Annotated in this window: 11 protein-coding genes and 1 pseudogene; 8 read left to right on the top strand and 4 right to left on the bottom strand. The window is 65.9% G+C overall.

Features of this window, described 5'->3' with window-relative positions:
* Positions 1 to 101 precede the first annotated feature (101 nt).
* On the top strand, positions 102 to 1,835 hold the full coding sequence (locus tag OHB04_RS08285; RefSeq protein WP_442815080.1) for a PE-PGRS family protein: 1,734 nt from the start codon (positions 102 to 104) through the stop codon (positions 1,833 to 1,835).
* Here the strand turns inward: OHB04_RS08285 and OHB04_RS08280 are convergent.
* Positions 1,721 to 2,509, bottom strand: coding sequence for a PE-PGRS family protein (locus OHB04_RS08280; RefSeq protein ID WP_326807176.1), 789 nt, complete (start codon positions 2,507 to 2,509; stop codon positions 1,721 to 1,723). The genes OHB04_RS08285 and OHB04_RS08280 overlap by 115 nt on opposite strands.
* A gap of 642 nt (positions 2,510 to 3,151) precedes the next feature.
* Between OHB04_RS08280 and OHB04_RS08275 the strand changes: the two genes are divergently transcribed.
* From OHB04_RS08275 to OHB04_RS08260, 4 genes are read left to right on the top strand one after another with little or no spacing between them, the layout of a single operon-like run.
* Positions 3,152 to 3,583: a hypothetical protein gene (locus OHB04_RS08275; protein WP_326807175.1), complete on the top strand. Its 432-nt coding sequence runs from the start codon at positions 3,152 to 3,154 to the stop codon at positions 3,581 to 3,583.
* A complete protein-coding gene (locus OHB04_RS08270; RefSeq protein ID WP_326807174.1) occupies positions 3,583 to 4,248 on the top strand; it encodes a hypothetical protein in 666 nt (221 codons plus the stop codon). Before OHB04_RS08275 ends, OHB04_RS08270 begins: the two co-directional genes overlap by 1 nt.
* Positions 4,248 to 8,858, top strand: a complete 4,611-nt coding sequence (locus OHB04_RS08265; protein ID WP_326807173.1) for a putative T7SS-secreted protein — start codon at positions 4,248 to 4,250, stop codon at positions 8,856 to 8,858. Before OHB04_RS08270 ends, OHB04_RS08265 begins: the two co-directional genes overlap by 1 nt.
* A 1-nt stretch (position 8,859) precedes the next feature.
* Complete coding sequence (locus OHB04_RS08260) at positions 8,860 to 9,141, top strand: YrhB domain-containing protein (RefSeq protein ID WP_326807172.1); 282 nt, start codon at positions 8,860 to 8,862, stop codon at positions 9,139 to 9,141.
* Positions 9,142 to 9,151: 10 nt separating this feature from the next.
* Here the strand turns inward: OHB04_RS08260 and OHB04_RS08255 are convergent, their stop codons facing one another.
* Genes OHB04_RS08255 through OHB04_RS08245 form a run of 3 tightly spaced genes read right to left on the bottom strand, consistent with a single transcriptional unit; the run spans position 9,152 to position 10,756 of the window.
* The gene (locus OHB04_RS08255) at positions 9,152 to 9,904 is read right to left on the bottom strand and encodes a hypothetical protein (protein ID WP_326807171.1); all 753 of its coding nucleotides are present in this window, start codon (positions 9,902 to 9,904) and stop codon (positions 9,152 to 9,154) included.
* A 1-nt stretch (position 9,905) separates the two neighbouring features.
* Positions 9,906 to 10,046: a hypothetical protein gene (locus OHB04_RS08250; protein ID WP_326807170.1), complete on the bottom strand. Its 141-nt coding sequence runs from the start codon at positions 10,044 to 10,046 to the stop codon at positions 9,906 to 9,908.
* Entirely contained in the window at positions 10,043 to 10,756 is a 714-nt protein-coding gene (locus tag OHB04_RS08245) for a PASTA domain-containing protein (protein ID WP_326807169.1), read from the bottom strand. The genes OHB04_RS08250 and OHB04_RS08245 overlap by 4 nt, the downstream gene beginning before the upstream one ends.
* A 235-nt stretch (positions 10,757 to 10,991) precedes the next feature.
* On the opposite strand from OHB04_RS08245, the pseudogene OHB04_RS08240 reads away from it, so the two are divergent.
* From OHB04_RS08240 to OHB04_RS08230, 3 genes and pseudogenes are all read left to right on the top strand, one after another.
* Positions 10,992 to 12,251, top strand: a pseudogene (locus tag OHB04_RS08240) (IS701 family transposase); the annotation flags it as partial.
* Positions 12,173 to 13,378 (top strand): RHS repeat-associated core domain-containing protein, encoded by a 1,206-nt coding sequence (locus OHB04_RS08235; RefSeq protein ID WP_326807168.1) that lies wholly within the window; start codon positions 12,173 to 12,175, stop codon positions 13,376 to 13,378. The pseudogene OHB04_RS08240 and the gene OHB04_RS08235, both read left to right, overlap by 79 nt.
* Positions 13,371 to 13,850, top strand: coding sequence for a hypothetical protein (locus tag OHB04_RS08230; RefSeq protein ID WP_326807167.1), 480 nt, complete (start codon positions 13,371 to 13,373; stop codon positions 13,848 to 13,850). The genes OHB04_RS08235 and OHB04_RS08230 overlap by 8 nt, the downstream gene beginning before the upstream one ends.
* The last annotated feature ends 580 nt before the right edge of the window (positions 13,851 to 14,430 follow it).

Here is a 14,430-nt window from a genome sequence, read left to right as displayed (position 1 = left end):
GAGCCGCCGACGCTCCACTCCGGAGCACAGGGGTAACCGGCTCGGAGGAAGTTTCCCCGAACTGCCGTCCTCCAGCGGGCATCCACGGTACGACCATGAGCATGCATCGATGGACACCGCTCAACGAGCGTCAACTCGCTTCGCTCCGTCGCATCGCGGATGGGGCTGAGCCGGTCACCTCCGATTCCCCGGCCCTCGCCCTGACGGCACGCGCGTTGAAGGACCGGGGCCTGATCGCCATGCCGAAGGCAGGAGGCGGGTGGCGGGCCGAGATCACCGACGTCGGCCGCTTCTATCTAGAGCACGGACATCATCCGGACAAGCCCGCGCATGCGTCCAGGAGGAAGACGCCCGCCACCGACGAGGCGGTAGCCGATCGTAGTCCGGCGCCGGCTCGGGATCCGTCCAAGCCGAGTGACGTCCAGGCCAAGGCGGCCAAGTCCGCCTCCCGACCACCGGCCCGTCCCAACCTGGAGATCCCCGGGCCCGCTCTGATCGAGAAGGTCCAGAAGGCGGGCCGCTTCCTGCGCATCCCGAATCCGGAGGCCGCGGACCGGGCGCGCTACCGTCGCGCCTTCGACGCGGCCCGCCAGTGCGCTCCGCCCGGCTACCACTTGAAGTACAGCGGGAGGACCAAGGGCGACTTCTTCCTCGGCCTGCTGCGGATCTCGGGCGAGGACGACACGGAGTGGAACCGGGTCCGTCTCCAACGCAGTCGCGTGATCTCCGACCTCGACGACGTACTCGCAGCCGTCGCCGCAGACCACAGCGCCTTCGAGATCACGGACGACGTGCTGCCCCGCGTGCAGTCCCTGCTCCGTCTCCTGGCAGAGGAGGCCGAGAACCGTCTGGGTGACCTCTCGGTCTCCAAGAAGCGCAAGCAGCCGCGGCCCCTGCTCACCGTGCACGGCCGCACCTACGAGGTGTCCTTCAAGGAGCGGCAGAAGCCGGTGCGGTATGTGCCGACGCAGCCCGGGAGGAGGAGAACGTACGACTGGCAGCGCGTCACCCCGCAACACCGGTTCGAGCCATCGGGCGAGCTGGAACTGCACATCAGCGCGCACGGCTACTACGGCTGGAAGAACGACTGGGGAGACACGCCCAAGAAGCCCTTGGAGAGTCAGATCGGTTCGGTCTTCCGGACGCTGAAGACGCGTGCCGAGGAGGAGGAACGCGCACGGCTCGCGCGGGAGGCCGAGCAGCGACGGCTGCGGGAGGAGCTAGCGCGGAAGGAGGAAGAGCGCAGGCGCCAGGAGGCCGAGGAGCGGGAACGCGCCCAGCGGGAGTGGGAGGCAGTGGTCGGCACAGCGAGGGTGAAGGCCGTAGAAGCAGCGCATGCCAAGCACTTCGGGACAGCCTTCGACCAGTGGCGGACCGCCGGCGAGATGCGCACCTTCTGCTCCGCCCTCAGGGACGCCGCCGACCGCACCACCGATCCGGACGAAAGCAACCGGCTGCGTCAGTGGTTGGAATGGGGACAGGCGGAAGCCGACCGGCTCGACCCCACGGTAAGCGGCCAAGGGCTGAGCACGCGGGACTTCCATAGGGAGCCGACGGGCGATGAGCTGAGGCCCTTCCTGGACGGCTGGCATCCGGACCGCCCCGAGAAGGAGAAGCCGAGGGCTGAGACCGCCCCGCCGAAGCCAGATCCTGCGCCGTGGCAGGGGATCAACGACGTACCTCGGGATCAAGGCTGGAGATACGGACGCCAAGGTCGCGCTCAATGGTGGAGGCGGGTGACCCCGTGTCCGCGGCGCCGCAGTTCCTCCAGCGCACGCTCGACGACTTTCCCCAGACGCGTTACTTCCTCTCGGAGAGCCACCAACTCGTCGTAACGCTCGGCCTTCTCCTCGCCGCACCACTCGCGAACGGTGCGCAGCACGGCCGCATCCGCGTCCAGCTTGCGGTCGTCCCGCCGCCACGATCCCCAGACAGGCTGGGTACGTTCCTCGTCGATGGACTGCTGCTTTCGGTCCACTTCCGGAAGGATCTCGTCGGCACGGTGCTTGGCGACGTTGCGGGCGATCCGTTCAGTAAGTGGCCAGCCCGCCAGGCACCGACCATCGCGGTCTTGGTGCAGCATGGGGTCCTCCCTGAATTCGTCGGGCTCCATACCGACGATCCGTGCCGCATCCTTAACAGGTCCGAGGTCCAGCACGCCCGCGTCAGCCACTGTGCGGCGCAGGCGCAACCGACTCTTCGGCCGGACGAATCCCAAGACCATGCGCGCCGCTTCGAATTCGACGCTGCCCCGCACCTCTCTCGATACGTCAGCCAGAGCCAGCTCCGCTTGGTCGTCAGCGCGGAACGCTTCCACGTCCTCCCAGGGCGCCAGCAGGCAGCCCATCGCCACCCATTCCTGCAATCCGGCCTCGTCTCCGTCGACGAACCGGATATGTACTCGATCGGATCGTCCCGAGCCGCTCACCCGGACGATCTCTACTCGGCGAACCTCAGCGCCCAGATCTTTCGGGGCCGCACGGTAGGCCCAGCTCTCTTCAACATTCATGTGCCCATTGAGTCAGGGCAGCCGACACGAACGCAGCGGTTTGGCAGGTCTCCGCCCGAAGCGCGTAAGGAGTCCTTGGAGGATGATCTCCGTGTGGCACGGTGGAGGGGTAGGTGGTCTTGTTCGGGGGTGAGGGTGACTCTGCCGAAGTCGTGCGAGGTCTGCGACGAACTGTGGGCGGTGATCGAGCCGTTGCTGCCCAGGCACGAGCGCCGCTAACGGTACCCGGCGACGACAGCCTCCCACCAACGAGCCCCCTGCGACTGTCGTGACCGTAACAGCACTGAGTGACAGAGTGATCACAGGACCTGGGGCGCAACGGCAGGCCACGGTACGCAGCTCGTCGCCACATCGGCACTTCATCCGATTGCCCAGTCTGTTCTTGTCCGAGGAGACCGAAACAGGTCTCGGACTGGGGCGCTCATCTGCGCAGTCGCAGGATTCGGGAGCAGTCTCGGCGCACGGGCACGCCGGAGTTCTGCTGGGAATGGCCAGGACCGCTTCGCGGAGACTGCTTTTCGGTCTCTTGATTGCGTGATCATGCGTTGACGTGTTTACGGTTGTCCCTGGTCAAAGCCTTGGGAGCAGCAAGGTGCTGTCCGGACGGGGTGACCGTAGGGGACGAATGGGGTGGGACGGGACATGGAGCTGGCCGAGGAGATAGCGGCGGCGCGTGGCGGGGTCGGGGATCCGGGAGCGTTGGTGGGGGAGTTCCGTCGCACTGCGGTGCTGGTTCCGACGGTGGGTCAGGACCAGGTCATGTCCGCGCACTTCGGCGGGGTGCGGTGGATCTTCGCGTTCACGGATGAGGCGGCGTTGGCGCGGTTCGCTGTCTTGCGGGGTACGCCGCCTGGCTCGCCCTGGGATTACGCGGCGGTGCTGGGGGCGCGGCTGCTGGACGCGGTGGTGCCGGCACAGGCGGAGCCGACGGGTGTCGCGGTGGATGTGGCCGATGAGGACAGCTCGATGTTGTTTCCGCCGGTCCGGGGGATCGTGCCGTACGCGGTGGCGGTGGATGTCGACGGCCTTGGTGAGGGTGCCTTTGGCGGTTCTGTCCATGGGGGAGGCGTCTGATGGGCGGCGGAGGCAAGAACGTCGACGGTGTCCACTGGAACAAGGAGTCCCTCGACCTGATCGAGAAGGGGCTCAAGGGGGCGATCGGTGAGCTGAAGGAGTCGGGGGGTTCGTCGACCTCTTCGCTTCAAGGGGCGGGGTTCGAAGAGCTGTCGCTGTCGGGGATGGAGGCGGGGCATCCGGGGCTTGCCGGGGCTTTCGAGGACTTTTGTGAGAAGTGGGAGTGGGGAGTGCGGGCGCTGGTGCAGAACGCGAATGCGCTGGCGCAGAAGCTGGGTCTGTCGGCGGGGATGTCGTACGAGGAGGACCAGTACGCGGCGGGCACGATGAAGATCGCTGCGAATTCCCTCCTGGTGACGGGTAATCCGCACGCGAGTGAGGAGGATGTCACCAAGCAGGGGTGGGGCGACATCGTGAAGCCGGATGCGCCGGACTGGAGCAAGGAGTCCTTCCAGAAGGCGGGGGATGACATCACCCAAGACTGGAAGGACACGGGCCGGGAGTTGACGACCAAGGGCCGTGGCGGCATGTACATGGACCTGGCCCAGGGCGCTACCGGGGTGAGTGACGAGCAGATCGCGGTCAAGCAGGACGAATACTTCGGCCCGTCACCGGAGGAACGCGCCGCCCAGCAGGATGAGGGCGGTCAGGGGGATGAGGGCTGATGGGGTGGCGGGATTTCGTACCTGATTCCATCGAGGACAAGGGCGAGGACCTCGTCGAGGATGTCGGCGATGGTGTCGAGGGGTTCGGCAACTGGTCGGCCGACCGGATGGATGATGTCGGTTGGGAGAGCGGTGCGGACTGGACGCGGGACAATTCGCGTTCGGCGGCAAATGCGATGGGCGCCGATACCGCCGAGTTCCAATTGGATGAGACAGACGATCCGAAGAAACTCATCTTTGGCAGTTCCAGCAAGCTGCGTTCGACATCGGGCCATTTGAAGGATTTCAAGAAGGCGTTCGACAACGTCGCCAAGGGCCTCAAGGGGGTGTCGAAGGGGACGCTGAAGGGGAAGGCGGCGGACGCCTTCTGGGAGAAAGTCGGCTTGGAGCCGGCGAAGTGGGTCAAGGCCGCCAACGCGTGTGAGAAGGCCGCCGGGGCGCTGGAGGACTTCGCCGGAACGGTGGAGTGGGCCCAGGGCCAGGCGCGTGAGGCGGCGGCGAAGTACAAGGACGACAAGAAGGAAGCGGCCCAGGAGCAGCTGGATGAGGCCCGCTCTCAGCGCAACGAGGCGGCCGGGCGGGCGCAGACGGCGGTGAAGGCGGCCCGGGATGCGGCTCCGCCCAAGCCCTCCTACTCCGCACAGGCCAGTGACGGGCTGACCGGCCTGCAACTGGACGCCACCCACCTGAGCGGCGGCGTCATCAAGGGCGTCGCCGGGCTCAACAACTTCGTGCGCAGCGTCAACCCCGTCGATCCTTACAACCTCACCCACCCCGCCGAGTACGTCACCAACCTCAACTCCACCGTCACCGGCATAGCGAGGGTGGCCAACGACCCGGTCGGCACCGGCAAACAGATGTGGGACACCTTCAAAAAGGACCCCGCAGAAGGCATCGGCCGCCTCATCCCGGAGTTGCTGGGCACCAAGGGCGTCGGTATGGCCACGAAGGCCGGCCGGGTCGGGAAGCTGGCCAAAGAGCTGTCGAGTGGGCGCAGGGCGCTGAGGGAGAGGGGGCGGGGTCAGGCTGCCCGCAGTGGGGATGAGATCCCGACGGGCCGCACGGACCCGGTCGATCTGGCGACGGGGAGGATGTTCCTGCCCCAGACCGACCTGTCGCTCCCCGGCGCCCTCCCCCTGACGTTCACCCGCCGGGTCGAGTCCGGCTACGGGCTCGGCCGCTGGTTCGGCCTCTCCTGGGCCTCCACGGTTGACCAGCGCTTGGAGATCGACCCCGAAGGTGTGATCTTCGTCGCCGAGGACGGTCGCCTCCTCTCCTACCCGCATCCGGCCCCCGGCCTGCCCACCCTCCCCTCGGCAGGCTCGGCGCGCATGCCGCTGGAACGCACCTCCGACGGCGGATACACCCTGACGGAGCCGGAGACAGGGTGGGTACGGCACTTCGCCCCATCTGAAGGGGGAACGGACTCGGCGGACGACGGAACCGCCAGGATCGAGCAGATCACCGACCGCAACGGCCACAGCATCACCTTCGAATACGATCCCGACTCCGGCGCCCCGTCACGCCTGGTCCACAGCGGCGGCTACGTGGTGAAGCTGACGGTCGAGGACGACCGCGTCACCGCGCTGAGCCTGGTCCGGACCGACGGCATCGAGGAGCGAGTGCTGGGCTACGGCTACACCGACGGCTACCTGACCGAGGTGATCAACTCCTCCGGGCTGCCGCTGCGCTTCGAGTACGACGACGAGGGCCGGGTCATTTCCTGGACCGACACCAATGACCGGCGCTACGACTACGTCTACGACAACCTCCACCGCGTCATCGCCGAAGGCGGCACCGCAGGCCACATGCAGGTCCGCATCGACTACGACGGCCACGACACCGCGTCCGGCCACAGAGTCACCACGCTGACCAGCGCGGCCGGGCACACCACCCGCACCCTGTTCGACGAACACGGCCTGATGGTCGGCGAGATCGATCCCCTGGGCCACCGCACCACGACGGAACGGGACGCGTACAACCGTCCGCTGTCCCACACGGACGCCCTGGGCCACACGACGCGGTTCACCTACGACGCGGCGGGCCGCCTCGCGGCGGTTGTCCGCCCGGATGGCACAACGGTCACGACGGCCCGCAACGAAATGGGCCTGCCCGTTACGACGACGGACCCCGACGGAGCGGTCTGGCGCCAGGAGTGGGACGAGCACGGCAACCGCACCGCGCTGACCGACCCCGCAGGCCACACCACCCGCTACGCCTACGACACCCGGGGCCACCTCGCGTTGGTGACGGACCCCTTGGGCGCGGTAACGCGGGTGCGCTGCGACCCGGCGGGGCTCCCCGTCGAGATCACCGACCCCTTGGGTGCGACGACCCGCTACGAACGCGATGCGTTCGGCCGCCCCGTGCGAGAGACGAATCCCCTGGGCGCGGAGGCAACGCTGACCTGGACGGCCGAAGGCCGCCTGGGCAGCCGTGCTGCTCCTGACGGGTCGACGGAGCGGTGGGAGTGGGACGGGGAGGGCAGCTGCGTTCGGCACGTGGACGCGGCGGGCGGCGAGACGCGCTATGAGTACACGCACTTCGACATGCTGGAAGCCCGCACAGGCCCGGACGGTGTGCGTTACGAGTTCGCCTACGACGCCGAGCTGCGCATGACGCGGGTGACCAATCCGCAGGGGCTCACCTGGGACTACACCTACGACTCGGCCGGGCGCCTGATCGCGGAGACGGACTTCGACGACCGCACCCAGCGCTATGAACTGGACGGGGTGGGAAGCCTCGTCCGCCGGACGACGCCGTTGGGTGAGGAGATCATCTATGAGCGCGACGCGCTCGGCCGCACGGTGCGCAAGGACGCGGCAGGCGCGGTCACCACGTACGCGTACGACCCGGCAGGCCGCCTGCTGGAAGCGGTCAGCCCTGATGCGGAACTGCGCTACCAGCGCGACAAGCTCGGCCGCGTCAAGACCGAGCTTGTCAACGGCCGCGCGCTGACCCACGCCTACGACGCGCTGGGCCGCCGCACCCGTCGTGTCACACCGAGTGGTGCTGTCTCCACGAGCGCGTACGACGGGGTGGGCAACCGCACCTCGCTGACGGCATCGGGCCACATCGTGGACTTCGTCCACGATGTGGCAGGCCGTGAGACGGAGCGTCGAATAGGCCCCGAAGGCCTCACGCTGTCCCAAGTGTGGGACCCGGCGGGCCGCCTGCGAACGCAGTCCCTCGGCGCCCAGGAGACGATCCAGAGCCGGGAGTACGAATACCGCGCGGACGGCTACCTGACCAGCATGGACGACCTGCTGGCGGGACACAGCACCTTCGATCTGGACGCGGCCGGCCGGGTCACGGCGATACACGCCCGGGGCTGGACGGAACAGTACGCATACGATGAGGCGGGCAATCAGACGGAGGCGACATGGCCGACGACCCATGCGTCCCCGGAGGCGATCGGCCCCCGCACGTACGAGGGCACGGCAATCAAGTCGGCGGGCAAGGTCCGCTACGAACACGACGACGCGGGCCGCATCACCCTTCGCCAGAAGACCCGCCTGTCGAAAAAGCCGGACACGTGGCGCTACACCTGGGACACGGAGGACCGTCTCACTCAGGTCGTCACCCCGGACGGCACGATCTGGCGGTATGAGTACGACCCGCTGGGGCGCCGCACGGCCAAGCACCGCATGGCAGCGGAGGAGAAGACCGAGACCGTCACCTTCACCTGGGACGGCCCGACGCTCATCGAACAGACCACGGATGCGCCAGCGCTCCCGCACCCCGTAACCCTCACCTGGGACCACAAGGGGTTCACACCCCTGACCCAGACGGAACGCATCACTGACGAGTCGAGCCAGCAGGAAATAGACTCCCGCTTCTACGCGATCGTCAGCGATCTGGTGGGCACCCCGAGCGAACTGGTCGATGAATCCGGCGACATCGCCTGGCGAACCCAATCGACCCTTTGGGGTACCACAACCTGGCACGCATCCAGCACCACGTATACCCCCCTCCGATTCCCCGGCCAATACCACGACCCGGAAACGGGCCTGCACTACAATTACTTCCGTTATTATGACCCCGAAACAGCGCGGTACCTCAGCCGGGATCCGCTGGGCCTGGAAGCAGCAGCGAACCCAGTAGCCTTTGTGGACAACCCCCGGGCCTGGACTGACACGCTTGGCCTCGCCCCGTGCCACTCAGGCGGTAGAGCCTGGTGGGGGCCAGAGGGCGGCACAACCCTGAGAGGTCACGACTATTTCACCCCTCGGACTCCCGCACTGCGGGATTTGGTCAATCCTCAAGGTGGGACGATGAATTGCGGGCCAGTCTCATCGGCAGTCGACTCGACCATGCAGGGCAGCCCTGCTTCTGCTCTCGGAGCTGACAGGCCAATGACCATGCCAGAGATGACAGAGGCTCTCGGTGGAAACTTCCAGAAGCAAAACGGCCTGTCCGGGGTAGTTGAACACATGCAGCGAGCGGGGGAGGGCGCACGAGGGATTGTCGGCGCATGGCCGGAAAAGGGGATAGGGCACTATTTCAATGTCATGAACGACCGCGGTAGCGTAGTATTTCTTGACGGGCAAATAGGGCATGCTCACCATGTCGCAAACTGGGAACATTACTGGATCATGAGGACGAACTGACATGCTGGACAAGGAAGCCGCCATTTCGCGAGCCGCCGAGTACCTTGCGGCGAAAAGCGAGGAATGGGGAAAAGGGGGTGAGGTCCGGCTCAGCGCGGAAAGCGCCTTTCTCGACGGTGAAGATCTTGTCGTGTGCTACGACACGATTGCATATCTTGATCACGGAGATGAAATGGAGCGCCTGGCGGGCAATAATCCAATCAAGGTGGATTTGAACACGGGAGAGTGTCACTTCATCCCTTTTGTTGAAGCATTGGAATACATGAACAAAGGGCTGATTTGACATCTGGGAATTACCGCAGCCAACTGCCCGGAAAATGTTGGTGACACCTCCTGGCGCTCGCGCGTATGCCTCCGGCGAAATGGCCGGGGCGGACCCCCGCTCGCGCGGGGACCACCACGAAGAGAGCACCTGACGGCGCATCGGGCACGGACCACCCCTGCTCGCGTACGGGACGGGATGGGGGACGAGAACCCACACAGTGCCAACACAGTAGATTTCCGGGCGCTATGAACTCCAGGGTGAACTCGGCGAAGGCGGGATGGGGACCGTCCAGCGCGGGTACGACACGGTCCACGACCGCCCGGTCGCACTCAAGCGCATCCACCCGGAAGGGCTGCTGGAGCCCCGGATCGCCCATGAACTGGGCCAGCGCTCCGCGCATGCTCTGGCAAGCAGCAGGCAACATGCCGGATTCCGGGGATCGCATCTCCGTCAGCGCATATGGGAGGTAGCGGTGCCCCCAATCGACACCAGACTCATCCAGACCGCCGTGCTCGGCAACCACAGTTCCGACCAGCCAGTCATCCTCGCATTTCTCCTCGCCCAACTGGGCCGCGTAGTTCCAGTCGACGTCCGCGTCCGACTGGCTTTCTCGGAGTTGCCGGGCAATCCACGCCGTGCCGAACAGCTTCAGTCCTTCACACAGTGCGTCCTCGCTGGTGTCGGTCCAGGTTGCGCCGGGGGCGTCCTCGGTGAGCTTCGCTCGCTCAGAGCTGGTCGGCGCGGGGTCCGGCTCTGCTGCGGGCGTGGCCGACTTCTCCATCTCAACGGGAGCCGATGTGGCGGGCGTCGTCGACGCGGACCAGTGTCGGCCCCGCGCCGCTGGTGTACCCGGCTGCGAATGCTCCCGTAACCAGCACCGCGGCGAGGAGCACCGCAAGCCCGCCCCCTCCCGACCGCCTCACGCGCAGTTCTCCTCGAACTTCACGGCCTTGAACGTCACAGGCTGGCCATCGAGTTTCGTGCCGGCCGCGGGGGTCTGGGAGCACACTTCCCAGTTCGATTCCATCAGCACGATGCGGCCCTGCCCGGTCGAATCGGTGGCGTCGAGGCTCACCGAGGAGTCGAGCGCGCTCCGGGCTGCCTTGACGCTTTTGCCCATGAAGTTCGGCATGGTGCCGTCGGCTGTCTTGACGGGTCCGGCGTCCTTGGCAGGGCAGTCCTCGGTGGTCTTCACGGCTCCGAGGTCGATCTCGGTGTCGGTGGCGTGCGTGCCGGGTGCTGGCTTCTGGGAGCACACCTTCCAGCTACGGTCGAACACTTGCATGCGGTCCCGGCCGAGCGCGTCGTGCGAGGTGAGGGTGTAGAACCCGGCTGCCTGGGCCTCGTCCTGAGCGGATTGCAGGCCCTTGCGGGTGAGGGCGGGGAGCTTCTTGGTCTCCTTCTTTTCGTCTGCGGCCGGCTTCTCGGGCTTGGCCTTCTGCTTGGCAGACGCCGCGGGCTTCTTGTCGGCCTTGGGGCTGCCATCGCCCTCGCCGACAGCGGAGGCGATGCCGCCGATGACAACGAGGACGCCGAACACGGCGGCGGTGACCTTGAGGCCGGTGTGCTTCCGCCTCGGCGGCTGGGGCGGCGGCTGGAATTGCTGGTACGGGTGCTGCGGGTGCTGGTTCACGGGTCCCCCTGGTTGTTGAATGCCGGATCGTACTGGTGGATGTGTCGGGTACATCAGGGTCTTATGGGCCCTGTCGTGTTGTGGTGGTACTCGTCAGTTCATGTGGGGCTAGTTGCGTCTCCAACTGGTCTCCCCGGTCCTGCTCTTCGGCCTCGCGCTTGCTCGCGTCGTTGCGGCGGCGCAGCTCGTCTGGAGTGATCGACGTTTTCAGCGGCTTCGAAGGCACGGTGGGTGTATGGATATGCAGCAAGTGGAGGGAATGCGGGCGAAGTTAGCCGAGTTCGTAGCGGACCTGTTCGCGTCTGTGCCGCGGCGGGATCAGCGTGTGCAGGGCGACTGTTGCCTGCGGGGGCTGATGCTGGACGGGCGGCGGAAGTCGATCCGGCCGATGGCCGAGCGGCTGCCGGACGGCATGAACAGAACCCTGCAGCAGTTCGTGAACCAGTCGCCGTGGGATCCGGTGCCGGTGCAGCGGCGTATCGCCGAGCGCATGGTGCCGCTGATCAGCCCGGATGCCGTCGTGATCGACGATGTGTCCTTCCCCAAGGACGGCGGGATGTCGGTCGGGGTTGCCCGCCAGTACTGCGGTGCTCTGGCAAGCAGGCGAACTGCCAGGTCACGGTCAGCGATACCGCGTCGGTTCCGTTGCAGTGGCGGCTGTTCCTGTCGAAGGAATGGGACCCGGACACCCGGCGGCGCCGTGCCTGCGGGGTGCCGGATGAGGTCGGGCACCGGGAGAAGTGGCGGCTGGCGCTTGATGTCCTGGACCAGGTGGCCAGGTGGGGCCTGGCCGACCGCATCGTGGTGGCGGACGCCGGGTGCGGCCAGATGCACGCCTCCGCGCGGGACTGCGCCAGCGGCATCTGGACTACATCACCGCCGTGCGCGGGGACACCAGCGCACATCCCGCCGACGCCGTCCGTGCCCAGCACGCCACAACGGGCCGGGCGGATGGCGCACCCCGTCTGCCCCGCTACCGCGACCCGGCCCACTCCGTGAAAGACCTGGTCATGAGGACCGGACGGCGCTCACTGCGGCGGTGCACCTGGCGGCAGGGCAGCCGCGGTGCGATGACCAGCCGGTTCATTGCCATGGAGGTCCGGGCCGACCGGTGTCGCGGTCCGGAAAGCGGCACGCGAGCAGTCCGGCGGACGCGACGCCTGGGACGGCGCCCTGCCGACCGATACGCTCCTGGCCCAGTGGCCGCCCCACCAGCCGGAGCCCACCGACTATTGGCTGACCAGCCTTCCCGCCGACACCATCCTGCACCTTCTGCTGCGACTGGCCAAGATCCGCTGGCGGATCGAACACGACTAACGCGAACTCAAGTACGGCCCTGGGTCTGGACCACTTCGAGGGCCGCTCCTGGACCGGCTGGCACCACCACGCCACGAACGTGAAAACTCCGGCACACTCGTGCACCGCGCCGGTCGCACCACTTACCTCCACGACGCCGTCGGCCGCCGCACATCCACCTGCCGCCGCCTTCTCAACGGCCACCGCCACACCTGGACCTACACCTGGAACGCCGAGGACCGTCTCACCCACCTCCGGGATCCTGACGGCTCAGCGTGGACTTACACCTACGACGCCCTTGGCCGCCGCACGACCAAGACGGGTCCGGATGACAGGACCATCACCTTCACCTGGGACGGCACCCGCGTCACCGAACAGACCACAGCCGAAGGACACACCACCACCTGGGACTACGCCCCCGACACCCATCGTCCCCTCACCCAGACCGACCACGCTCCCCTCACCCGCACCTCCGGCACATCCCTCATCACCAAGCTCACTAACCTCGACACCACCCCCCGCTTCCACGCCATCCTCACCGACCTCACCGGCACCCCCACCGAACTGGTCACCCCCGACGGCACCACCACTTGGCGACAGCGCACCACTCTCTGGGGCACCCCGCTCCCATCACCGGACCCCCTGCCCTCGGCGACCACCGGCACCGCCACCTGCCCCCTCCGTTTCCCGGGCCAGTACGCCGACCCGGAATCCGGCCTCCATTACAACTACTTCCGGTACTACGATCCGGAGACCGGGCGATATCTGTCACAGGACCCGCTGGGACTGATACCGGGGCCGAACCCAGCTACGTATGTGGACAATCCGCACACAGTGACGGACCCCCTCGGCCTCGCGCCAGACGGCTGTCGAATGGCCGTAGCCTCAGATTTCGGAGTTCGCCGCAGGGCCGCAGTGAAGCCGCGACGTGTGTTCAGGGGCGATACCAGAAGTCCCGACGAGGTGTTTTCATCCGGGTTCTCCCCACGAGGAACGAATGAAGATATCGGCAAGTACGCTCTGCATGATAAGCCGTCAAATTGGGTGGGCACGAGTAAGAGTTCCAGCCAGGCCGGAAACTTTCCGCAGTTCGCCAGAGGACGTGGGACATGGGTCTACGAGATACGCGGAAATGGATACGGTGTCGACGTGAACCGCGCCCTTGGTGGGGCGACTAAGTCCTTCATTAAAGGAACTGGGTTCCCGGCTGAACGGGAAGTTATCTTCAGGGGGATTGATGGCAGTAATATTGTTCGAGCGGAGCGTTGGCAATACGGAAGACCTACCGGTGAAGTGATAGAGAATCCGAGGTTCACGAATGAATGAAGAAATCCCAATCTATGTGAGGCTGGAGGGCCGCGAGGAAGAATGGAAAATTCTCGTCGAGGGTGATGGGCCGTGGATTTTGCACCTTGAGTCCTCCAGTGGTGTGGAAATTTCGAAAGCGGCTGATAATGTTTTCTCTGCCCTTCAGGAAATGCGTGCAACTCTCGCTCAAAGAGACATCACCCTCTGCTGCAACGGGGCACGCGTCGATGTCAGGCCCTCGCCACAGTCGGCTTCCTACGGCGCATGGATGGTCTATGTCCTCCACATGTGGCGCCCCCCAACAGTTCGGGACTTGGTCCCCACCTTTGGCTACTGCGCGCACCGGATCGGTTCGGTGGAGGAACAGGACGCTTACTGGGAACGCCATCTCGCACGTAGAAAGTCGTGGGTGAATTTCGTCAATCCGCTGTGGTGGATTTACCTGTTCACGGCATCTTGGGGAAAGCCAAAAAAGGGAAGAGTTCCTTAAATGCACCTACCCAATCGATGTATGTGTCACCGATTCCACGGAAGGTAGAGACGATCTCCGATCAGTGGGCTGCGACGCAGGCCGCAGCCCAGCCGCGACACCGGCCTCGGACGGGGCGCGAGCCGATTTTGAAGCGTGAGCACTTCGACTCGTGCCCGCACATCTGAGCGCGGCCAACACATGCTTGGTGAACCCTGCTTCGTTCCGGATTTCGGGCAGGCGTTGGCCGAGAGCTTTGCATGCGTTCTGCTCGCTCGATGATGAGGGCGACTCCGCCAGAAATTCCAGAAGTCACTGTCGGCCTTCTGGTCGTTCTGCGGTTAGGCGCGCAGGATTCGGAGCCGGGCGTCGTCGATGGCGATGTACGGGTAGGAGCGTTTCTTGTTTCCCGGCTGGCCCAGGACTCGATGGACTTCGGCGCTCGTAGCGCTGGGAATCCGACCGTCGGTTGAGACCCATCTTTTGCAGTAATCGCCCTGCTCCGGATGAGCTGGTCTTGACGTGGTGATACCGCTACGAGTACATCGCGAACTTGGCCGGGGTGGGGAGCTCGTGACAAAACCGCCTGACAGCGGGCCCG

The organism is Streptomyces sp. NBC_01775, assembly GCF_035917675.1.
In the GTDB taxonomy this organism is placed as follows: Bacteria; Actinomycetota; Actinomycetes; order Streptomycetales; family Streptomycetaceae; genus Streptomyces.
This window is presented reverse-complemented; position numbering and strand designations above follow the sequence as displayed.

Coding starts and splice junctions, on each gene's coding strand:
- OHB04_RS08260 (WP_326807172.1), top strand. CDS start 8,860: ATGCTGGACAAGGAAGCCGCCATTTCGCGAGCCGCCGAGTACCTTGCG.
- OHB04_RS08285 (WP_442815080.1), top strand. CDS start 102: ATGCATCGATGGACACCGCTCAACGAGCGTCAACTCGCTTCGCTCCGT.
- OHB04_RS08270 (WP_326807174.1), top strand. CDS start 3,583: ATGGGCGGCGGAGGCAAGAACGTCGACGGTGTCCACTGGAACAAGGAG.
- OHB04_RS08265 (WP_326807173.1), top strand. CDS start 4,248: ATGGGGTGGCGGGATTTCGTACCTGATTCCATCGAGGACAAGGGCGAG.
- OHB04_RS08230 (WP_326807167.1), top strand. CDS start 13,371: ATGAATGAAGAAATCCCAATCTATGTGAGGCTGGAGGGCCGCGAGGAA.
- OHB04_RS08275 (WP_326807175.1), top strand. CDS start 3,152: ATGGAGCTGGCCGAGGAGATAGCGGCGGCGCGTGGCGGGGTCGGGGAT.
- OHB04_RS08280 (WP_326807176.1), bottom strand. CDS start 2,509: ATGAATGTTGAAGAGAGCTGGGCCTACCGTGCGGCCCCGAAAGATCTG.
- OHB04_RS08255 (WP_326807171.1), bottom strand. CDS start 9,904: ATGGAGAAGTCGGCCACGCCCGCAGCAGAGCCGGACCCCGCGCCGACC.